We start from the raw sequence: 20,383 nt of genomic DNA on the forward strand, positions 1-20,383 counted from the left end.
TGCTATGGCTCTGAACCTCAAGACCGTTCCTCTTCAGACCGCTGCCGTTACCGGCGCCATTCTCTGCGTCATCACCGGCTGCCTGAAAGAAAAGGAAGCTTATGCAGGTATCGACTGGGTAACCATTTTCCTGTTCGCCGGCATGCTTTCCGTAGCTACCGCTATGGATAAGACAGGCGCAGGCAAACTGATTGCCGACACCGTAGTAGGCATGATGGGTGAAAACCCGAACCCCATCGTTCTCTGCGCTGTACTGTACCTGATTTCCAACGTACTGACCCAGTTCATGAGTAACACTGCATCTGCAGCACTTCTTGCACCAATTGGTATTTCCATTGCCCAGTCCATCGGCGCTGACCCGAAACCGGTACTTATGTCCATCGGTATCGCAGCATCCATGGCCTTTGCAACACCAATGGCTACTCCGCCAAACACCCTGGTACTGGGCCCCGGCGGATTCTCTTTCAATGACTATGTCAAAGTCGGCGTTCCGCTCTGCCTGATTACATTCATCGCAAGCGTTGCAATCATCCCGATTTTCTGGCCATTCTTCCCGGGATAAAAGCCCGGAGTCCGTTATGCCTTATGAAAAAAGATTTCCGCCCCGCCCAGGGCGGGATGGAAATCTTTTTCCAAAGGCTGTATATAAAGAAAGGTGGATTAGTACATGGCATCTCCAAGCCCGCTTTCCATTTGTCTCACCAACATGGTTATCGTATTTGCTGTTTTGATTTTCCTTGCCTTCGTTATCCAGCTGATTCACATTGTGGATCCCACCAAGAACAAGAAGAAATAAGTAAAACATAACCATTTAGACTAGGAGGATACAAATATGGATGGCTTCATGAGAGCACTTGTTTCCGTATGGACTGACTCCGGCTTTGCCGCCCTCACCATCGAAAACATCATTATGATTCTGGTAGGCATTGTCCTGCTTTATCTGGCAATCGCAAAAGAATACGAACCTCTTCTGCTGATGCCCATCGCCTTCGGCGATATTATGGCCAACTTCCCGAATACCGGTTTTGAAACCGATATGGGCGTTATGATGGCTATTGGATTTGGTATTAAGTATGAAATTTTCCCGCCGCTGATTTTCATGGGCGTAGGCGCTATGACCGACTTTGGTCCTCTCATCGCTAACCCGAAGACCATGCTCCTTGGTGCTGCTGCCCAGATCGGCGTATTCGTAGCACTGGCCGGCGCTATGCTTCTGGGCTTCAATGTGCAGGAAGCAGCTTCCATCGGTATCATCGGTGGCGCTGACGGCCCGACCTCCATTTATCTGACTTCCAAACTGGCTCCTCACCTTCTCGGTGCCGTAGCCGTAGCAGCTTACTCCTACATGTCCCTGGTGCCGCTGATTCAGCCGCCAATCATGAAGCTGTTCACCACCAAGGAACAGAGAAAAATCAGAATGACCAACCTTCGTCCTGTAACCCACTTCGAAAAGGTGGCATTCCCCATTGTCGTTTCCATCGTGGTATCCCTGCTGCTCCCGCCGGTAGCAGCTCTCATGGGCATGCTCTGCCTGGGCAACCTGTTTGAAGTTTCCGGCGTAACCGCCCGTCTGTCTGATACCGCACAGAACGCACTGTGCAACATCGTTACCATTTTCCTGGCAACCGGCACAGGCCTCACCATGACCGGTGATAAATTCCTTCGTCTCCAGACCATTGAAATCATTTTCCTGGGCCTCGTTGCATTCGCAGCAGGCACCGCAGGCGGCGTACTCTTCGGCCAGATCATGAGAATTGCATCCGGCAACAAGGTGAACCCGCTGATCGGTTCCGCAGGCGTATCTGCCGTACCAATGGCAGCCCGCGTATCCCAGATTGTAGGTCTGAAAGACAACCCGTCCAACTACCTGCTCATGCAGGCTATGGGCCCGAACGTAGCAGGCGTTATCGGTACTGCAGTTGCTGCAGGCACCATGCTGGCACAGTTCGGAGGCTGATTTCCTTTCAGAAATCTGTCAAGAAAAGCACTCTCGAAGGAGGGTGCTTTTTTGATGCTTTCCTTCGGAAAGCAAGGGGCTGAAGTTTGACGCCCGCTTTGCGGGCGAAGGTTCTCAGGTTGGACACGCCTTCTGCGTGAGGGTTGAGGTGGCGCCTTTCGGGCGCCGAATATAAAGGGGAAAGGGGCGCGGCTTCGCCGCAGGTTGTGGCCTGCTGGCGCAGGCGGGTTGTGTAGAAGGGTTGTGGAAAAGGTTCCCAGGTTGGACATGCCTTCGGCGTGAGGGTTGAGGCGGCGCCCTTCGGGCGCGGAATATAAAGGGCGGCAGCAGCCCCCTTGATTATCCCCTTGCATTCTCTCTCAAATGCTGATATCATTACACTTGATAAGGAGTCTTAATTATGCAGCTAATTGATTTATCTGATGTACATGATTTCAGCGCAGCCCGTTTCCTGCTTTACTGGCTGGTGGCGTCCATTGTGGCTATTATTGTGGCTTACAGTATCGGACAGGAGAATAAACTGAAGTGGTTCCGCCAGCGGAAGTCCAATGGCTTTATGGTGCGCCGCGGTGTATTTGGCAATTTCAGCCTTTTGGGAGTGCCGAATTCCAAACAGGGCTTTGCCATTACGGCGGGCATCTTTATCGGCTCCGGCATTATCTGGGCCATTCTTGTATTTGTCATTCTTCCTGTTTTCGGTTATAATCTATAATATAAAAGATAACTTTATATTTTGTTTCCTGCGTATGGCACAGGGGTAGGAAATTCATCCTGATTGAAGGACCTGGCATTGAAAAATGTCAGGTCTTTTTTTTAAAAATAATTCATGCATTACAGGTTATTGCTTTTCCAAGGGATTGGAAGAAAGGAAAAAGGATTCATGAAAAATATTTTGCATTTTTATTCATTTAGGAGGTTTCAATGACAGCCTGGGAGAGTATTGCAAATGAGTTGTTCAGCGGGGTCATGGGCATGGGGGATATTTCCGTATGGATGATGTTCCTCATCGGCGGGCTCCTCATTTATCTGGGGGTGAAGAAGGATTATGAGCCCATGCTTCTTTTCCCCATGGGGGTGGGCTGTATTCTGGCCAATATTCCCGGTCACTTTGCGGTGATTCCTGCGGCAGGCGGGGAGCCGGGCTTCCTGTCCGTGCTCTATGAGGCAGGCATTGCCAATGAGCTTTTCCCGGTGCTGATTTTCATCGCGGTCGGAGCCATGTGCGAGTTTGACCCCCTCATCCGCGCTCCCTATGTCATGCTCTTTGCGGCAGCTGCCCATTTCGGCATTTTTGCGGCTGCCCTTCTGGCTTCTTTTGCGGGATTCCCCTTCAATGAGGCTGCATCCATCGGTATCATCGGTGCCGCAGACGGCCCCACCACCATCTTCGTGGCCCAGAAGTTTGCCACGAATCTCCTGGCGCCGCTGACGGTGACGGCTTTCTGCTACATGTCTCTGGTGCCTATTATTCAGCCGCCTATTGTGAAGCTGCTGACCACGAAGAAGGAGCGCATGATCCGCATGCCCTTCAAGGCGGAGAAGCCTGTTTCCTGGACAGCCCGTTTCCTGTTTCCCCTGATGGTGGTTTTTATTGCAGGCATTCTGGCGCCTATTTCCGTGCCCCTCATCGGCGCCCTCATGTTTGGCAACCTGATTAAGGTGTCCGGTGTAACCGACTCTTTGTCCAATGCGGCGCAGAATGAGCTGTCCAATCTGGTGACCCTCCTTCTGGGGATCACTGTAGGTGCCACCATGACGGCGGAAAATATCCTCACCCTGGACGTCCTCAAAATCCTGGCGCTGGGTGCTGTGGCCTTTGTATTTGACACCGTAGGCGGCGTGCTTTTTGCCAAGCTGGCCAATCTTTTTCTGAAAAAGAAAATCAACCCCATGATCGGTGCCTGCGGCATTTCCGCTTTCCCCATGTCGGGACGGGTGATTGCGAAAATGGCGCTGAAGGAGGATCCGTCTAACTATATTATCCAGCACGCCATGGGCGTCAACGTGGCTGGCCAGGTGGCATCGGTGGTTGCCGGCGGTCTGGTGCTGGCTTTGATTCCGGTATTAGGATAAGGAGGAAATTATGACAAGTGTAGAATCATCGGTGGCTTTGATGGTTATCGCCTACCCCCTTCTTTTCGTGGTGATGGCTGTGTTTGCAGGGCTGACCTATCTGCTGAATCGGGTATTTCCCGAAAGGAAATAGTGTGACAGTGTGACAGTGGGAAAGTGGGAAAGTGGGAAAGCAGGACAGGGGGATAGGTAAACGGCTGTCCGCTATCCGCTGTCCGCTGTCCGATACGCACCTACCTGCTGGATGCCGTCATCCTGAGCGGCAGCGAAGGATCTCGGTACAAGACGGTATGGCCTTTTTGCGGGGTCAATACCGGTCGGCGGGAAGACAGCAGACGTCAGACATGGGATAGGCTGTATTCCCGATGCTGAAGGGGGCTCCCGCCTCTGGCGGGCAGGGGAGACAGTCCGGTGCTTCCGTACGAGCTGAAGGTTATATAGAAGGGCTGCGTTTACTTTGCAAAGAAGGCTGAAAAGATAGAACAACCGCACATACTGAAAAGTAATCAAAAAAACGGTGCCGAAGCGCCGTTTTTTTGATTGCTTTTTTATTTACTTTCAAAGAATGCCTTGTAGGCCAGGTAGGTTTCGTAGGCATCGGCTTTGGAGAGGAGGTCATAGGGGGAGTGCATGGAGAGCATGGCTGTGCCGCAGTCCACGACTTCAGCGCCCCAGTCGGCCATCATGAAGGCGATGGTGCCGCCGCCGCCCTGGTCTACCTTGCCCAGTTCACCAATCTGCCAGCATACGCCGGCTTCGTTGAAGATGGTGCGGATTTTCTGCAGGAATTCAGCGTTGGCATCGTTGCTGCCGGCTTTGCCTCTGGCACCGCCGTACTTGGTGAGGTTGATGCCGTAGCCCATGAAGGAAGCGTTGTCCTTTTCCGACACTTCCGGGAACATGGGATCCAGGCAGGAGTTCACGTCAGCGGAAAGCATTTCACTGTTTTCCATGGTTTCATAGAAATCAAGGATAGTGTTCTGTCCCTGGAGGGAAAGGAGCTTCATCACGAATTTCACAAAGTAGGAGGATTCCATGCCTGTGTTGCCGTAGGAGCCGATTTCTTCCTTGTCCGTGAGGAGGGCGGCCTGGGTCTTTACGCCGGGCTTGGCGTCCAGAATGGCTTCCAGGTTGGCGTAGGAGCATACCCGGTCATCCTGGCCGTAGGAGGCGATGAGGGAGCGGTCGAATCCCACGTCCCGGCTCTTGGTGGCAGGCACCAGTTCCAGTTCAGCGGTGGCAAAGTCTTCTTCTTCAATGCCGTAGGTGTCTTTCAGCCATTTCATGAAGACTTCCTTCGGCTTTGCTTTTCCTTCTGCATTGGTCCAGGCAATGGCCTGCAGCTGTTCACCGGTAATGCCTTCGGCAAGGGGTTTCTTCATCTGGTCCTGGGCCATGTGGATGAGGAGGTCCGATACGTAGAAAATGGGGTCTCCTTCCTTCATGCCCACATTAATTTCCACTTTCTTTCCGTCTCTTGTATAAATGACGCCGATGAGGGCCAGGGGAATGGTGGGCCACTGGTATTTCTTAATGCCGCCGTAATAATGGGTGCGGAAGTAGACTACCCCTTCCTGCTCGTGAACCGGATTGGCTTTCAGGTCCAGACGGGGGGAGTCGATGTGGGAACCCACGATTTTAATGCCCTCATGCACCGGTTCCTGACCAATCACTGCCAGAATGACGGACTTGCCCTTCTGGTTCCAGTACACCTTGTCCCCCGGCTTCAGGGATTTCATGTCGTATACCGGCTTGAATCCCTTTTCCTCTGCCTGGCGGATGATTTCAGCGGCAGCCAGCCGTTCGGTGCGGGCGGTGTCAAGGAAAGCTTTGTATTTTTCACCGTAATCCATAACGGACTGGCGCTCTTTCTTATTCATGCGCTGCCATACGGACTTTGTTCTGCTGTATGTTTCTTTCATAGGGAACCTCCTGTAATAGAGAATAATTATCACATTTATTATTATACTACAAATTAGAAGATAGACGATAGAAGTTAGAAGATAGAAATTAGACGATAGAAGCTGTCAGAAGCTGTCGGCTTCCAGCTTCCGGCTGTCGGCTCCCGGCTGTCGGAGATCAGCTTCCCTGGGCAGAGATACTAACGGCACATACGGAGATCCTTCGCTGGCGCTCACGATGACGGTGGGGCAGGAAGGTAATCCCGTAACGCCTGCCGCAGAGCGGCATATATATTCATTGCCGAAGGCAATCCATAACCCTCGCAGCCGCAGGCTGCGTCAAACTTCAGAACCCTTGGAACCCTCGGCCCGAAGGGCCGTCCACCTTCCCCTTTGAACCTTTGCACCCAAAGGGCGTATCACTGCCCCCACTGGCATCTGATTTCCTTTCGTGATATACTTTCATTAATTACTTTCGGAAAAATAGGGCTGCCCGGTGTTGGGCAGGCCTGCTTGACGGAGGATAGAAGTTTGGGAGGAGTTTTGACAAATGAACAATGACAAAGCAGACGTCCGTCTGGAAGATGTGGAAGGGACGAAAGCGGAGCTGGACAGGAAGGCTCAGAAGATGCTGGAGGACAAGGATGCCGATTCCCGCATGAGGATTTATGACGGCCCTCTGGGAAAGGCCATCGTGGTCCTTTTATGTGTGTGGACGGCGTTCCAGCTCTATTTCACCACCATCGGCGCTATCAGTGCCATTAATCTTCGTGCCATTCACTGTATTTTTCTTCTGCTGTTTACATTTCTTTTATTTCCTACGTATAAGAAGGAAAAGCGGCGGAGAAAGCTGCCGCCACTGTGGGACTGGTTCTTTATCCTGGGCTCCGTGGGGTCTTTCCTTTACCTGATTTTTAACTACACCCGCATTGCCCAGACCGGCGGAAGGATTAACAATCTGGAAATCGGAATCGCCTTTGTGGCATTGATCTGCGTCTTTGAAGCGGCAAGGAGGGCGTCGGGAAATCTGGCCATCCTGGCGGCCCTTTTCCTGGCTTATAACTGGTTCGGCGCTTACCTGCCGGGGTACTTGGGGCACAACGGCTTTACGCTGAAACGTGTGCTCATTACCCAGTTCTGGGGCACCCAGGGCCTTCTGGGCACCGGTATCGGCGTATCGGCTACCTATATTTTCCTTTTCGTCGTATTCGGCGCCTTTTTGAAATATAGCGGATTTTCCCATTTCATTAATGATTTTTCCCTTACCCTGGTGGGACGCACATCCGGCGGCCCTGCCAAGGTGGCAGTCATTGCCTCGGGGCTCATGGGCATGATCAACGGTTCCGCCATTGCCAATGTGGCAACCACCGGCACCATTACCATTCCTTTGATGAAGCGCACCGGCTACAAGAAGGAATTCGCCGGCGCCGTAGAAGCGGTGGCTTCCACCGGCGGCCAGTTCACGCCGCCTATTATGGGGGCCGTGGGTTTCGTGATGGCGGAATTCCTGAATCTGTCCTATACCTATGTGGCTCTGGCTTCGGTGACGCCGGCGCTTCTGTACTATATCGGTCTGCTCTTTGCCGTTCATTTTGAAGCGAAAAGGCTGGGCCTTTCGGGCATTGCCAAGGAAAATATTCCTGACGCCATGAAGGTTATCAAGGAGCAGGGCCATCTGGTGCTGCCACTCATCAGTCTTATCGGTCTCATGTTTGCAGGTTTCACGCCCCTTTATGCAGCAGTGATTTCCATTTTCGTCACCATCGGAGCCAGCTGGCTTAGAAAAGAAACCCGCATGACGCCGGATAAAATCCTGGCGGCGGTGGTGGAAGGGGCAAGAAGTGCCATTTCCGTAGGCGTATGCTGCGTTATCATCGGCGTTATCATCGGTACGGTAACTCTTACATCCCTGGGGCTCAACATGGGCTACCTCATCCTTTCCGTGGTGAACGGAGGCAGCATTTATCTGGCAGGTTTCCTGGTGATGATCATGTCCGCCATCCTCGGAATGGGCGTTCCCGGCGTTGCGGCTTACGTTATCGTGCAGGCGGTAGCGGTGCCGGTGCTCATTAAAGCAGGGGCCCTTCCCCTCATTGCCCACCTGTTCTGCCTCATTTATGCCTGCCTGTCCAATATCACCCCGCCGGTGGCCATGTCCGCCTATGTGGCTTCCGGTATTGCGGATTCGGACCAGACGAAGACGGGCCTCTGGGCGGTGCGCCTGGGGCTCATCGGATTTATTATTCCCTTCTTTTTCCTGGATAATCCGGTGCTCCTCATCGGCGTGTCCAAAACAGCCACCCTTTTTGATACAGGCTGGGCTGTGTTTACTGCCATGGTAGGCACCTTTGCCCTGGTGGCGGGGCTGGAGGGATGGATTATCCGCCGCTGCAGCATGGTGGAAAGGATCATCCTCATCGCTTCATCGCCATTCCTGCTCCTTCCCGGCATCTTAACCGATGCGGCCGGAGCGGCAGGCATTGCAGCAGTATGCATTTACCAGTGGATGAAGAGGAATAAGGAAAAAGAAATAGAAGCAGCATAGAAATCACAGCCATGCGATGCAGTGTATCGTTTGCGCTGTCATTTATAAAGGAAGAATTGCAGTAAGGGAGGAAACATGATGAAAAACTGGAAGAAAGTATTGGCAGTATCCATGGCGGCTATGGTGATGGCAGGCGCCTTTGCAGGATGCGGAGATGATAAGAAGGCAGGCGGAAGTGCCAAACCGGCAGCAGGGCAGACGCTGAAAATTAATTTCCCCACCGCCGGAGCCTCCGGTGCACTCTATGCAGTAGGCGCAGCTATTACCAATATGTGGAGCAATAATGTACCCGGCGTACAGGCAGCCAGCCAGGCCTCTGCCGGCGGCATTGAAAACCTGAACATGGTTTCCGACGGGGAAGCCCAGGTATCCATTGCCATTGCCAGCAACGTGTATCAGTGCTACAAGGGACTGGACACCTTCAAGGACCATGCTTATCCGGATCTGAAGGTTATCGGCGGTCTCTACCTCAACCCGAACCAGGTGGTGGCCAGCGCCAATTCCGGCATTGAAAACATCCAGGATATCAAAGGCAAGCATTTTGCGGTCGCTTCCGCCGGTTCTTCCGTGTACAACGAAGCGGAAGCCCATCTCACCGCCGCAGGCATGAAGTTCCCCGATGATATTAAAGCGGAATACATTACCTTCGGCGATGCGGCAGACATGCTGCAGAACGGCTCCATCGACGGCGCCTGGATTATGTCCGGCGCTCCCGCTTCCGCCGTCACCCAGGCCCTCACCAGCGGCGCCCACCTGGTACCTATTGACGATACCCTCATGGATACGCTGAAGGCCAAGTACCCCTGGTACACCAAGTACACCATCAAAGCAGGCACCTACCCCAACCAGGACAAGGACGTACAGACCTCTGCCATTAAGATGGTTATGTTCTGCCGCGGCGACCTGCCGGATGACGTGGTTTACCAGCTCACCAAGACCCTCTGGGAACACATGGATGAAATGGGCCAGTCCCAGAAGAACCTGAAAGGCCTCACCGCTGAAAATGCAGTGAAAGACATTGCAGGCGTACCCCTCCATCCGGGCGCTGAAAAGTACTACAGGGAAATCGGAGTGCTGAAATAATCGGTCAAATGGAAAACGCTGCCTCACGGCGGCGTTTTTTGCTGCTTGTCTGAAAGTTTCCTGCCTGTATGAATTGCAGCAGTGTCATGGTGTACAGGAAACCACTCGCGAATAGTTTCCTGTCGGTATGAAACGCAGCGGTGTCACGTAGGACAGGAAACTTTCCGCAAACAGTTTCCTGTCGAGATGAATTGCAGTGGTGCCACATCGAATAGGAAACCATTCGCAAACAGTTTCCTGCCGGTATGAAAGTAAGCGGTGCCACGTCGAATAGGAAACTTATCATCACGATTATGCGCGGCTCACCCATCCCTCCCCTTGACTAAAGTCCACTTTCACTTTCTATAATGAAGGAGATGAAACCTTTACCGACTCTTTCCTGTCTATGATAAAATAATGAAAGAACAGGAGGACATATGATACATCGATTTCATCAGGACAAAAACAGATGGGACGGCATTGAGCCCCACATTTACAAGGAAAATCCCGGCGTATTCCGGGATGTGACCAAACAGGTTCTTTTTGATAACGAAGCGGATCTTCCGGTGCAGTTCCGCTATTTCCAGGTGGAAAAGGGAGGCTTTTCTTCCTTTGAACATCATGAGCACATGCATGCAGTCATGATTTTCAAAGGGAAAGGCCATGCCCTTCTGGGAAACCGGGTGGTGGAAGTCCATGAAGGAGATTTCATCACCATCGCTCCCTGGGAATGGCATCAGTTCAAGGCGGACATGGGAGACATTCTTGGATTCCTCTGCCTTGTGAACCATGACCGGGACATCCCCGTCTATCCCACAGAGGAGGATATTCGGGAAATCAGGAAGAATCCGGAGGCGGCACGCTTTCTGGACGAAAAGTAGGAGGGCCTGCTGCTTCCCCGAGCAGTCTTATGGAGGAAAATGAAATGGAAAAAGAAAAAAAAGCAGGCATTGGCGGAGACCATTATATTCCCTATGCAGAAAGGACGGGCAATGAGTCCATTGTCTATTTCACCCGTGATTTATCGGCGTCAGGACTCATCCGTATGTATGAGAAAATCAATGAGAATCTCACCGGTAAAGTGGCGGTGAAACTTCATACGGGAGAGCAGCATGGCCCCAATATCATTCCCCGGCCCTGGGTGAAGGCGCTCATGGAAAAAGACATTCCTGAAGGCACCATCGTGGAAACCAATACCTACTACGACGGCGACCGGTATACCACGGAAGACCACAGGAAGACCCTGGAGGTGAATGGCTGGACCTTTGCACCGGTGGATATTATGGACGAGGAAGGGACTGTCATGCTTCCGGTAAAGGGAGGCAAATGGTTTACGGAAATGTCCGTAGGCAGCCACCAGACGAATTATGACTCCATGCTGGTGCTTACCCATTTCAAGGGCCATGTGCAGGGCGGCTTCGGCGGTTCCAATAAGAATATCGGCATCGGCTGCGCCGACGGCCGTATCGGCAAGGCCATGATTCATACCTGGCCCGGTCAGGATCAGTGGTCCATCGCCAAGGAAGAATTCATGGAAAGGATTACCGAATCTTCCAAAGCGACTGTAGATTATTTTGGAAAACACATCGCCTTCATCAACGTCATGCGGAATATGTCCGTATCCTGCGACTGCGAAGGGGTGAATGCCATGCCCGTAGTGACGCCGAACGTGGGCATCCTGGCTTCCCTGGATATTCTCTCCATCGACCAGGCTTCCGTGGACATGGTGTATGCCATGAAGGAAGAAGACCATCATGACCTGGTGGAACGGATGGAGTCCCGCCACGGCCTTCGCCAGCTCACTTATATGAAGGAAATGGGCATGGGTAATGATCGCTATGTATTAATCGACGTGGACAATGGCGAAAAGCGGATTGATGCCAAGGAAGCGGTGGCAGGAGTGAAGCCCTTTGGAAAAGAATAAGAACCTCCTTCTTGGAGCCAGGGCCGTTATCTTTGACATGGACGGCACCCTTATCGACTCCATAGGCATATGGAACCAGGTGGATCAGGCCCTTATGGACGCCATGGGCGGGCCGGCGGAGGAAGAAATGGCGGTGGGGAGAAGACGGGACAGCTTTCTGGCTGCCCACGGGAATGACGAGAACCCCTATCTCTCCTACTGCCTTGCCCTGGCCCGTCACTGCGGATGCTCCTGGAGCGGGGAAGAGGTCTTCCGGAAACGCTACGAAATTTCTCGGGATTTCCTCATCCATAGGGTGGACTACAAGGACGGGGCGCCGGAGGCCATCAAAAAGCTCCACAGCCTGGGAAAGATTCTGGTCATTGCCACCACCACCAAAAGGGCCAATATGGATATTTACCGCAGCCTGAATGATAATATCCGGAAGAAAGCGCCGCTGGACAGGTATTTCACTGCCATTTATACAAGAGAGGATGTTTCTTCCATTAAGCCGTCGCCGGAGGTGCATGAAAAGCTGATGGCAGACCTGGGCCTTATGAAGGAAGACTGCTTCATTTTCGAAGACTCCCTGGCAGGGGTGGAGGCGGCCAGGGCAGCAGGCATTCCATCAGGCGCCATTTATGACAGGTATTCCGAAAAGGACGGGGAAGCCATCCGGAAGTTGGCCTATGCCTGGTATGACAGCTGGGATGAGGTGCTGAAGGAAATGGAAAAACCGCCTAATTGAGAATATATTTCGATTAAAGAAAATCCGTGATTACCGCCTGTTTCCTTTGACAAGAGGGAAGGGAAATGGTATGATTCTCAATAAGTGAGGGAGTAGCAGCCACCCTGTGGAGTAAGTCAACATACTGGCATTGCCTGGCTTTCCTTGAAATTGCGAGACTCACGTGTATGGTTTTTACCTGCACGGAGTCTCTTTTTTGTTGGCTTCGTGAGGGCATTCTTATGAGGAAGTGGTACTATGGATTTTTTATTTCTTGCTAACAGTGTGCTTCTGGGGGCGGCCCTTGCCATGGACGCCTTTTCTGTTTCCCTGGCCAACGGCATTCATGAGCCTTACATGAAAAAGAGGAAAATGGCCATCATTGCAGGCACCTTCGGCTTCTTCCAGTTCCTCATGCCCCTTGTGGGGTGGATCTGTGTCCACTGGATCGTGGATATCTTCCGGAGCGTGCTGCCCTTCATCCCCTGGATTGCCCTGGTGCTTCTCTTCACCCTGGGAATCCTCATGGTGAAGGATGGCTTTTCGGGACAGGAGGAAGAAGTGTGCCCGGAAACGGATTTCAAGTGCCTTCTCATCCAGGGTCTGGCCACCTCCATGGACGCCCTGTCCGTAGGCTTCACTATCGCTTCCTACGGTATGACACAGGCAGTAGTATCCTCCTTTATTATCGGCCTGGTGACCTTCCTCATCTGCCTTTCCGGCATCGTCCTGGGCCGCCGCTTCGGCATGAAGCTGGCAGACAAGGCCACCATCGTAGGAGGTTTCATCCTCATGGGCATCGGACTGGAAATATTCTTCTCGGCGTGAGAGAGTCTGCGTCAATGGCGGCGGGGAAAAGGCTGTCCGGCGGGAAAGAGCACGTAAAGCAGGCTCCTTCCTTTGGAAGGAGCTCCGCCATAGCGGTGAGGATAGGCCTTTGCGCAGCAAAGGCGCCGCGCCAGCGGCAGGCGCATTAGGCTTAAGAACCTTCTACACAACCCTTTGAACCCTTTGAACCCTCTGAACCCTCTGAACCCTTTTTATGGTCTCTCAGGTATCCGGAGGGAAAACGTGGTATGATAGAATCAAAGGAGGCAGGCTATGACGACGGTATACATGGTACGGCATGGAGAGACGGACTGGAACGGGGCGCACCGCATGCAGGGGCGGAGTGACATCCCTTTGAACGAAAGGGGCAGGGAGCAGGCATCCTATGCGGCAAAGGCGCTGGCAGACGTACCCTTTGATGTGATTTACACCAGTCCCCTTTCGCGGGCGGAAAAGACGGCGGAAATCATAAGGGGAACAAGGAATATCCCGCTGATTGAGGAAAAGGGATTTATGGAAATCGACCTGGGAAAGTGGGACGGCCATACGCCGGATGAAATGGATGTGCTCTATCCGGGACAGTATGATATCTGGAGGAGCAGCCCGGGGGATGTGCATATTGACAGCGGGGAGACTTTCCGCCAGGTGCAGGAGCGGGCATGGAAGGCCTTTATAGCCATGGTTCACAGGGAAGAAGGGAAAACCATCCTTCTGGTGAGCCATATGGGCTGCCTCAGCACCATCCTTTTCAAAATCGCCGGGTATCCCCTGAATGATTTATGGAAGCATCCCATTGGAAACTGCGCCCTGTGCCGGGTGGAAGCGGGGGCAGAGGGCTCCATGCATATTGCCGAATGGGGCAGGGATGATTATATTCCGGGCAGGCTGAAAATGAAGGTGCCCTTCGGCAGGGTGAAAGATTGATTACAGCAAGCAGGGGGCTGTGAAAAAAATCACATTTTTTCACAGTCCCTTTTGTATACATAAATTTTTACAGAAATTGGACAAATGACAGTCTGCTTCCTGCCTCTACGTCATTTCGAGCGATGCTGCATGTGGCTATGGATGATCATGCCTTTTGTTCTATTGAGGCTCTGAGCCGAGAAATCTCCTGCCACCATGCCGCTTGTGCCATTAGGACGTGGGATTTCTCCACTCCACTGCGTTGCGGTCGAAATGACAGTGAGGTGGAGTGGCAGCGGTGTCATTTCTACATTTTTTCACAGCCCCTTTTCATTGAAAAGGGCTCTCCCTTCGTGGTATAGTAATACATTATGGGAAGATTACTGTGCAGGAAGGGAGATTTCTTATGTCCTTTGAAAGAGTAAAAAACTATCTGGCGCCCTTCGGTCTTGCTGACCGGTGCATTGATTTGAAGGATTCCAGTGCCACCGTAGCACTGGCAGCCCAGGCGCTTGGAACGGAAGAGGCGCGGATTGCCAAAACCATGTCCTTCCTTCTGGACGACACACCCCTTATCGTGGTGGTGGCCGGCGATGCCCGGGTGGATAACCATAAATTCAAGGAAACCTTCCATAAGAAGGCAAAAATGATTCCAGGCGCAGACTGCGAAAAGTATATCGGCCACAGGCCCGGCGGCGTATGTCCTTTCGACCTGCCGGACACGGTGCCGGTGTACCTGGATGTGTCCATGAAACGTTTCGACATCGTGTATCCGGCGGCAGGCACGGACCACAGCGCCGTGAAGCTGACTCTGGAGGAACTGGAAAAATCATCTCGGTCCAGGGGATGGGTGGATGTGTGCAAGAACTGGGAATAAAAGGAAAGGGAGAAGCATATGATTGTTGAGCAGTTTGGCGTAGAAGACTGGATGGACAGGTATGAGGAAGGGGCGAAGTACAATATTACCGATACCTGTGCCAAGCCTCTTACTCTGGATGAACTTTTTACCCTTTCCGGCGAGGACCGGCAGGATTTCATGGAAACCTTTTTCAAAAGGGAACAGACCTATGGCTCCATCTGGGGGGACAGGAAGTTGAAGGAGGAAATTTCCCATCTCTATGAACATATTTCCCCTGATGAAATCCTGACGGAACATGGCGCCACCGGCGGCAACCAGCATATTTTCTTTTCCCTCATCCGCCCCGGCGACCGGGTCATTGCCTATGCCCCCAGCTACCAGCAGTTTTATTCGGCGCCCCGGTCCCTGGGAGCCCAGGTGACGGTGCTCCATCTGAAAAAGGAAAAGGGGTACCTGCCGGATCTGGAGGAACTTAAACAGGCAGCCCGGCGGGGCGTGCGTATGATCTGCCTCAACAACCCCAATAACCCCACCGGCTCCATCATTCCCAAAGACATGATGGAAGAAATCGTGGAAATTGCAAGAAATGCAGGGGCCTACCTTTTCTGTGACGAAGTGTATGCCGGTGTTTCCCAGAAGGAAGAAGACAGCTGTCCTTCGGTGGCAGACCTGTACGAAAAGGGCATTGCTACCGGCTCCATGTCCAAGGCCTTCTCCCTGGCAGGCCTTCGGCTGGGATGGCTGGCCACAAGGGACAAGGCGGCCCTCTCCCAGTTCCGGCGGGTAAGGGACTATGACCTGGTGAGCTGCAGTCTCTTCGATGAATCGGTGGCTGCCCTGGCCCTTCATCATAAGGAGAAAATACTGGAGAGAAACAGGGCCATCCTTCGCCATAACCTGCCTGTCCTGGAAAGATGGGTGGAGGAAGAAAAGCACGTATCTTTCGTCAAACCAAAGGCAGGCACCATGGCCCTGATATATTATGACATGGACATGCCCTCCTCCCTGTTCTGCCACCGCATGTACTATGAAACCGGCGCTTTTGCCGTGCCGGGAGACTGCTTCGAAGAACCCTCCTCCTTCCGCGTAGGTTACGGCCATGACGGAGAAAAACTGGCGAAGGGACTGGAAGCGGTCAGTGAATTCTTCAGGAGACTGGAGAAGGAGTGAGCTGGTGGGCTGGTGGCTGGTTGAAGCTGCTATCGGCTGTCCGCTGTCCGCCGGAGGCTGTCATCCTGAGCGGAGCGAAGAATCTCAGCGCGTGGAGGCAGTGGGACAAACGCTGATAAATACCGGTCGGCGGGAAGACGTGAGACTGTCAGACGGCAGACATCAGAAGGTTGAACTCCTCAATGCAAATGGGTTCAGAGATAGTTATCAAGACCCACTCCATGGAGGCAAAGTGGGCGCCTTCGGCGACAATATGAATGCCGCCTGCCGGCGGCGCCCCCTTTGGTGGCTGCCGCCACCACCTTTGCCCCGGTGGGAAGCGTGTCACACGATTCTCAGGTCGCTGACGCTCCCCTACGAATCGTGTTCCCTTGCCACCCCGCAAGCGGGGGCACAATATCAATGGGGGGAACCCTCTGAACCCTTTGAACCCGGGGCGGCGAAGCCGCCCTCCATATGCTATAATACATACATACTGATCCGCCACCGGGTGGGGCGGACTTGGAATCATCCAGGTGTTTTCTTCATTTCCGCAGGTACGGCCGGCAGGCCGGGAGAAATGAAGGAAGCACTTTTTTTATATCAGCGAGGACTTATGAATCATTTATTTGCCCTGTGGTGGCCTGTACTTCTTGTAGTTTTTGCAGACGTTTTCTACCAGGTCTGTGCGAGGAAACTTTCTTCCCGCAGAAGTCCGCTGGCGGCACTGGGGATGACGTACCTGGTGAGCGCTTTTCTCTGCGCCCTTCTTTTTGAAATCATGGTACCGGAAGGCCATATTCTTCAGGAAATTTTCCCGCCCCATCCGGCGGCCCTCCTGGTGGGCCTTTCCATTACGGGGCTGGAGGTGGGCTCCATTTATATGTACCGGGTGGGCTGGCCCATGAATATCGGATTTCTTGTATACACCGCCCTGGCCATTGTGGCCCTCCTTGTGGTGGGCCATGTGATGTATGGCGAATCCCTGCGGGGCATCCAGTACCTGGGGGTGCTGCTGGCTGCGGCGGGTATGTTCTGTATCGTGAGGTGACCTATGAAATTCTGGTGGCCCATCGGGCTTATTGTATTCTGCAGCACTGCCTACCAGGTGGGGGTAAAGGAAATCTCCACCGGCATCCATCCTTTGACAGCGCTGGTGTTGACCTATCTTTCCGCCTCCTTTGCGTCCTTTATCCTCTATTTCCTGCTGGCGCCCAAGGGGGAAAACAGGAAGAAGGAAATTTTCTCCTGGAATCCTTCGGCCCTGGGACTGGGCTTTTCCATCGTAGGCATTGAGCTGGGGGTGGTGTACATGTACCGGGCCGGCTGGACGGTGCAGACATCCTTCATTCTCACCAACAGCCTCATCGTGGCGGCCCTCATGGCAGCAGGCGCCCTTTTTTATAAAGAAAAACTGAAGCTCCGCCAGCTGGCAGGGGTGGTGCTTACACTGGCAGGCATTGCCTGCATTGTGTGGCAGTAGGATGGAGTCATTGGCAGCAGGCGGCATTCCTGTATGCTGATAAGGGGCGCGGCTGACGCCGCAGGCTGCGTAAAAGGGTTGTGTCCCCACAGGGGAAACGACTCACTATGATTTGTGCGTCGCTGGCGCTCCTTCAAATCATGTTCGCTGTGCATCGCTTCGCTCAAGGGGCAGGAGAAACCAGCTATCCGTTATCCGCTGTTCGGTGGGGCCTTCCCGCTGACCGGCAGCTGCTATCGTATGAGTCACTTACGGCAGGTAACGAGATTCTTTGCTTCGTTCAGGATGATGTCATCCGGTGAGAAGTCAGTCCCGTAATGCTCCGCAGCAAAGCCGCGCTTTTTTATAATGCGGCGAAGCCGCCACCACAACCCTCACAGCCGTAGGCTGTGTCAAACTTAAGAACCTTCGGGCCAGAGGCCCGTCAAACTTTAGAACCTTCATTGCCCAAAGGGCAACGAACCCTTTTATTATCTCCCCTCCTATTGTATAATACTCTTAGAATATAAGTTCGGAGGACAGCTATGGATACTTTATGGAATGAGCTGAATGAGAAGCAGAAGGAAGCAGTCACTTCCACAGAGGGATATGTACGGGTCATTGCAGGTGCGGGATCCGGGAAGACGCGGGCTCTTTCTTACCGGTTTGCGTACCTGGTGAATGAGCTGGGCATTCTTCCCGGCCATATTCTCTGTGTCACTTTTACAAACAAGTCGGCCCGGGAGATGGCGCGGCGCATTCACAGTCTCACCGGCGACAATGATACGGGGTACATCAATACCTTCCACGGCTTCTGCGTGTCGGTGCTGCAGGAGGACAGCTATGCGGTGTCCTATCCGAAAAATTTCCTGGTCATCGACAATTCAGACATTGATGACATGCTGCAGATGATTTATGAGGAGCGGGGACTTACGCTCCGGGATATGCCCTTCAATAAGGCCCGGGATATGATTGAAATGAAGAAGTGCGTGTGGCAGCCGGAGTATTACAAGGACATGATTGCCATGCCCCTGTCCCTTCTGTATGAAAAGTACCACCAGGCCCTTACGGTGGAAGACATCATTTTCTACGGCTACCTGTACCAGGAGAAGAAATGCTTTGCCCTGGACTACAATGACCTCATCAAGTTCACCCTTTATATTTTTGAGGAAAATGAGGAAATCCGTCTGAAGTGGCAGAAGCGGCTGGAATATATCATGATCGATGAATTTCAGGACATTGATCCGCTCCAGTACAAGCTCATGAAGGCCCTCTGCGGCTATCACCACAATCTTTTCATCGTAGGGGATCCGGACCAGACCATTTACACCTGGCGCGGCGCCGATGTGCGCTATCTTTTGCACTTTGACCGGGAATTTCCGGATGTGAAAACCATCATGATGAATGATAATTACCGTTCCACGCCGGAAATCCTGAACGCTGCCAATTCCCTTATCAGCAGGAATGAAAACCGCATTCCCAAGGATTTGATTTCTCATAAGAAAAAGGGACACATGGTGACCTGCATGCCCGCTGCCAATGGAGGGGAAGAGGCCAAAGCGGCGGCTCAGGAAATCAAAAAGCTTCATGAATCGGGGAGGAAATACAGCGACATGGCCATCCTGTACCGGGCCCACTACGTCACCCGGAATCTGGAGGAAGCGCTGCTGAAGGCGGATATTCCCTATACCATTTACAGCGGAGCCCAGTTTTTCGACCGCATGGAAATCAAGGACGCCATCTGCTATCTCCGCATGATTGCCTATAAAGACGATATGGCCTTCCGGCGCATCGTAAATAAGCCGAAAAGAAATATAGGAAAGCGCCGCATGGATTTCCTCACCGAAAAGGCAGAAGAAGGACACATGACCCTTTATGAGGCACTGAAGCAGAATATAGAGGATCCCCTTTTCAAAAAGACAAAAGCAGTGGATTTCATAGAGCTTATCGAGTATTTCGCCAAAGACAGCATGGGAAAGCAGGTGTCTGAAGTGCTCTCCGCCATTCTGGATGAAAGCGGCTACGAAGAAATGCTCCGCACCGAAGGAAGCCAGGAAAGGCTGGATGACTTGGCAGAGCTGAAACAGTCCATTTTTGAATATGAAGCATCGGCAGGAGAAGAAACTTCCATTTCCGACTACCTGGAGCATGCGGCTCTCTTTTCCAATATGGACCGAGGGCTGGAAAAGGATGCGGTCCGCCTCATGACGGTGCATACCGCCAAGGGGCTGGAATTTCCGGTGGTCTTCCTCTGCGGCATGAATGAAGGCATATTCCCGTCCCGTAAGACAAGAACGAAAAGGGGGATGGAAGAAGAAAGACGCCTTGCCTTCGTAGCCATGACGAGGGCGGAAGATCTTCTCTACCTGACGGAGGCGGAAGGGACCAATCTGGACGGCACACCCCGTTTCCCGTCCCGCTTCATATTGGATATAGACAGGAAATACCTCCGCTTTGATCCGCCGGTGAATGAAGCCCTGTGGAAAGCAGGAAAGGCCTATGTGGAAAGAACCGGCGCCTACCTGAAGGACGACGGAGAAAAAGGTCATTTCCAGCCGGGGGACCGGGTGCGCCACACCGTATTCGGAGAAGGCATTATTGAGGCGGTGGATGAAAAGAACAATTCCTACCGCATCCGCTTTGAGAAAATGGAAACCACCAGGGATATCGCCTTCAGGGCAAGGCTGGTGAAGGTTTGACTATAGAGATGCCGGCGGCGGGAGGCGGCATTCCCGAAGGGGAAAAGGGGCTGCCGGCGCCGCAGATTGTGTAGAAAGGTTCGCTGACGCTCAGGGGGCGGAAAGAGTTCTTACGCTTGGCAGCGCCTGCCCGGCGGGTTGTGAATTGCCGCTCCCGTGGCGCCTTTGCTGAAGAAAGGCCTATCCTCACCGCTATGGCGGAGGGGCTGTGAAAAAAATATAAATCATTTTTTCACAGCCCATATTTTATTAGCTGCCGTAGGCAGCTGACCCCTTCCGGCTCGCTGCGCTCGCCACCCACCCCTGAAACAGGGG

Annotated in this window: 19 protein-coding genes; 18 read left to right on the plus strand and 1 reads right to left on the minus strand. The window is 52.9% G+C overall.

The window, feature by feature from the left end; all coding sequences use genetic code 11:
* From Q0482_RS02605 to Q0482_RS02630, 6 genes are all read left to right on the plus strand, one after another.
* Window positions 1-562, plus strand: a 562-nt coding sequence (locus Q0482_RS02605; protein ID WP_299143000.1) for an SLC13 family permease, incomplete at its 5' end; no start/stop codon positions are given.
* 105 nt (window positions 563-667) lie between these two features.
* On the plus strand, window positions 668-796 hold the full coding sequence (locus Q0482_RS02610; protein WP_273097472.1) for an OadG family protein: 129 nt from the start codon (window positions 668-670) through the stop codon (window positions 794-796).
* A 36-nt stretch (window positions 797-832) separates the two neighbouring features.
* The gene (locus Q0482_RS02615) at window positions 833-1,957 is read left to right on the plus strand and encodes a sodium ion-translocating decarboxylase subunit beta (protein WP_299143009.1); all 1,125 of its coding nucleotides are present in this window, start codon (window positions 833-835) and stop codon (window positions 1,955-1,957) included.
* Window positions 1,958-2,357: 400 nt separating this feature from the next.
* Complete coding sequence (locus tag Q0482_RS02620) at window positions 2,358-2,669, plus strand: phospho-N-acetylmuramoyl-pentapeptide-transferase (protein WP_299143011.1); 312 nt, start codon at window positions 2,358-2,360, stop codon at window positions 2,667-2,669.
* Window positions 2,670-2,878: 209 nt separating this feature from the next.
* Entirely contained in the window at window positions 2,879-4,030 is a 1,152-nt protein-coding gene (locus Q0482_RS02625) for a sodium ion-translocating decarboxylase subunit beta (RefSeq protein WP_299143014.1), read from the plus strand.
* Between the two features lie 10 nt (window positions 4,031-4,040).
* Window positions 4,041-4,163, plus strand: a complete 123-nt coding sequence (locus tag Q0482_RS02630; protein WP_299143017.1) for a hypothetical protein — start codon at window positions 4,041-4,043, stop codon at window positions 4,161-4,163.
* A gap of 415 nt (window positions 4,164-4,578) precedes the next feature.
* Here Q0482_RS02630 and Q0482_RS02635 read toward each other — a convergent pair whose 3' ends face one another.
* Complete coding sequence (locus Q0482_RS02635) at window positions 4,579-5,952, minus strand: aminopeptidase (protein ID WP_299143020.1); 1,374 nt, start codon at window positions 5,950-5,952, stop codon at window positions 4,579-4,581.
* A gap of 529 nt (window positions 5,953-6,481) precedes the next feature.
* Here Q0482_RS02635 and Q0482_RS02640 point away from each other — a divergent pair.
* The 12 genes from Q0482_RS02640 (at window position 6,482) to Q0482_RS02695 (ending at window position 20,068) form a co-directional block, all read left to right on the plus strand.
* Window positions 6,482-8,476 (plus strand): TRAP transporter permease, encoded by a 1,995-nt coding sequence (locus Q0482_RS02640; RefSeq protein ID WP_299143023.1) that lies wholly within the window; start codon window positions 6,482-6,484, stop codon window positions 8,474-8,476.
* A gap of 75 nt (window positions 8,477-8,551) precedes the next feature.
* On the plus strand, window positions 8,552-9,559 hold the full coding sequence (locus tag Q0482_RS02645; protein ID WP_299143024.1) for a TAXI family TRAP transporter solute-binding subunit: 1,008 nt from the start codon (window positions 8,552-8,554) through the stop codon (window positions 9,557-9,559).
* Between the two features lie 416 nt (window positions 9,560-9,975).
* Entirely contained in the window at window positions 9,976-10,419 is a 444-nt protein-coding gene (locus tag Q0482_RS02650) for a cupin domain-containing protein (protein ID WP_299143027.1), read from the plus strand.
* Window positions 10,420-10,463: 44 nt separating this feature from the next.
* Window positions 10,464-11,462, plus strand: coding sequence for a DUF362 domain-containing protein (locus tag Q0482_RS02655; protein ID WP_299143030.1), 999 nt, complete (start codon window positions 10,464-10,466; stop codon window positions 11,460-11,462).
* The gene (locus Q0482_RS02660; protein ID WP_299143033.1) at window positions 11,449-12,189 is read left to right on the plus strand and encodes an HAD family phosphatase; all 741 of its coding nucleotides are present in this window, start codon (window positions 11,449-11,451) and stop codon (window positions 12,187-12,189) included. Before Q0482_RS02655 ends, Q0482_RS02660 begins: the two co-directional genes overlap by 14 nt.
* A 237-nt stretch (window positions 12,190-12,426) precedes the next feature.
* The gene (locus tag Q0482_RS02665; RefSeq protein WP_299143035.1) at window positions 12,427-12,996 is read left to right on the plus strand and encodes a manganese efflux pump MntP family protein; all 570 of its coding nucleotides are present in this window, start codon (window positions 12,427-12,429) and stop codon (window positions 12,994-12,996) included.
* A gap of 273 nt (window positions 12,997-13,269) precedes the next feature.
* A complete protein-coding gene (locus tag Q0482_RS02670) occupies window positions 13,270-13,920 on the plus strand; it encodes a histidine phosphatase family protein (RefSeq protein WP_299143037.1) in 651 nt (216 codons plus the stop codon).
* Between the two features lie 385 nt (window positions 13,921-14,305).
* Complete coding sequence (locus tag Q0482_RS02675; RefSeq protein WP_299143040.1) at window positions 14,306-14,776, plus strand: YbaK/EbsC family protein; 471 nt, start codon at window positions 14,306-14,308, stop codon at window positions 14,774-14,776.
* 18 nt (window positions 14,777-14,794) lie between these two features.
* The gene (locus tag Q0482_RS02680) at window positions 14,795-15,928 is read left to right on the plus strand and encodes an aminotransferase (RefSeq protein WP_299143042.1); all 1,134 of its coding nucleotides are present in this window, start codon (window positions 14,795-14,797) and stop codon (window positions 15,926-15,928) included.
* A 595-nt stretch (window positions 15,929-16,523) separates the two neighbouring features.
* Window positions 16,524-16,958, plus strand: coding sequence for a hypothetical protein (locus tag Q0482_RS02685; RefSeq protein WP_299143045.1), 435 nt, complete (start codon window positions 16,524-16,526; stop codon window positions 16,956-16,958).
* Between the two features lie 3 nt (window positions 16,959-16,961).
* Window positions 16,962-17,390, plus strand: coding sequence for an EamA family transporter (locus Q0482_RS02690; protein WP_299143048.1), 429 nt, complete (start codon window positions 16,962-16,964; stop codon window positions 17,388-17,390).
* 524 nt (window positions 17,391-17,914) lie between these two features.
* Window positions 17,915-20,068 carry a UvrD-helicase domain-containing protein gene (locus Q0482_RS02695; protein WP_299143051.1) on the plus strand — a complete coding sequence of 718 codons (2,154 nt, stop codon included), beginning with the start codon at window positions 17,915-17,917 and terminating at the stop codon, window positions 20,066-20,068.
* Window positions 20,069-20,383 lie beyond the last annotated feature (315 nt).

The sequence above is a fragment of the uncultured Dialister sp. genome, assembly GCF_937959425.1.
Classification (GTDB): Bacteria; Bacillota; Negativicutes; order Veillonellales; family Dialisteraceae; genus Dialister.

Excerpts from the sequence above, each read along its gene's own strand:
- Q0482_RS02620 (WP_299143011.1), top strand. The coding sequence starts at position 2,358 with ATGCAGCTAATTGATTTATCTGATGTACATGATTTCAGCGCAGCCCGT.
- Q0482_RS02615 (WP_299143009.1), top strand. The coding sequence starts at position 833 with ATGGATGGCTTCATGAGAGCACTTGTTTCCGTATGGACTGACTCCGGC.
- Q0482_RS02645 (WP_299143024.1), top strand. The coding sequence starts at position 8,552 with ATGATGAAAAACTGGAAGAAAGTATTGGCAGTATCCATGGCGGCTATG.
- Q0482_RS02635 (WP_299143020.1), bottom strand. The coding sequence starts at position 5,952 with ATGAAAGAAACATACAGCAGAACAAAGTCCGTATGGCAGCGCATGAAT.
- Q0482_RS02680 (WP_299143042.1), top strand. The coding sequence starts at position 14,795 with ATGATTGTTGAGCAGTTTGGCGTAGAAGACTGGATGGACAGGTATGAG.
- Q0482_RS02685 (WP_299143045.1), top strand. The coding sequence starts at position 16,524 with ATGAATCATTTATTTGCCCTGTGGTGGCCTGTACTTCTTGTAGTTTTT.
- Q0482_RS02630 (WP_299143017.1), top strand. The coding sequence starts at position 4,041 with ATGACAAGTGTAGAATCATCGGTGGCTTTGATGGTTATCGCCTACCCC.
- Q0482_RS02690 (WP_299143048.1), top strand. The coding sequence starts at position 16,962 with ATGAAATTCTGGTGGCCCATCGGGCTTATTGTATTCTGCAGCACTGCC.
- Q0482_RS02650 (WP_299143027.1), top strand. The coding sequence starts at position 9,976 with ATGATACATCGATTTCATCAGGACAAAAACAGATGGGACGGCATTGAG.
- Q0482_RS02640 (WP_299143023.1), top strand. The coding sequence starts at position 6,482 with ATGAACAATGACAAAGCAGACGTCCGTCTGGAAGATGTGGAAGGGACG.
- Q0482_RS02695 (WP_299143051.1), top strand. The coding sequence starts at position 17,915 with ATGGATACTTTATGGAATGAGCTGAATGAGAAGCAGAAGGAAGCAGTC.
- Q0482_RS02670 (WP_299143037.1), top strand. The coding sequence starts at position 13,270 with ATGACGACGGTATACATGGTACGGCATGGAGAGACGGACTGGAACGGG.
- Q0482_RS02655 (WP_299143030.1), top strand. The coding sequence starts at position 10,464 with ATGGAAAAAGAAAAAAAAGCAGGCATTGGCGGAGACCATTATATTCCC.
- Q0482_RS02675 (WP_299143040.1), top strand. The coding sequence starts at position 14,306 with ATGTCCTTTGAAAGAGTAAAAAACTATCTGGCGCCCTTCGGTCTTGCT.
- Q0482_RS02610 (WP_273097472.1), top strand. The coding sequence starts at position 668 with ATGGCATCTCCAAGCCCGCTTTCCATTTGTCTCACCAACATGGTTATC.
- Q0482_RS02625 (WP_299143014.1), top strand. The coding sequence starts at position 2,879 with ATGACAGCCTGGGAGAGTATTGCAAATGAGTTGTTCAGCGGGGTCATG.
- Q0482_RS02665 (WP_299143035.1), top strand. The coding sequence starts at position 12,427 with ATGGATTTTTTATTTCTTGCTAACAGTGTGCTTCTGGGGGCGGCCCTT.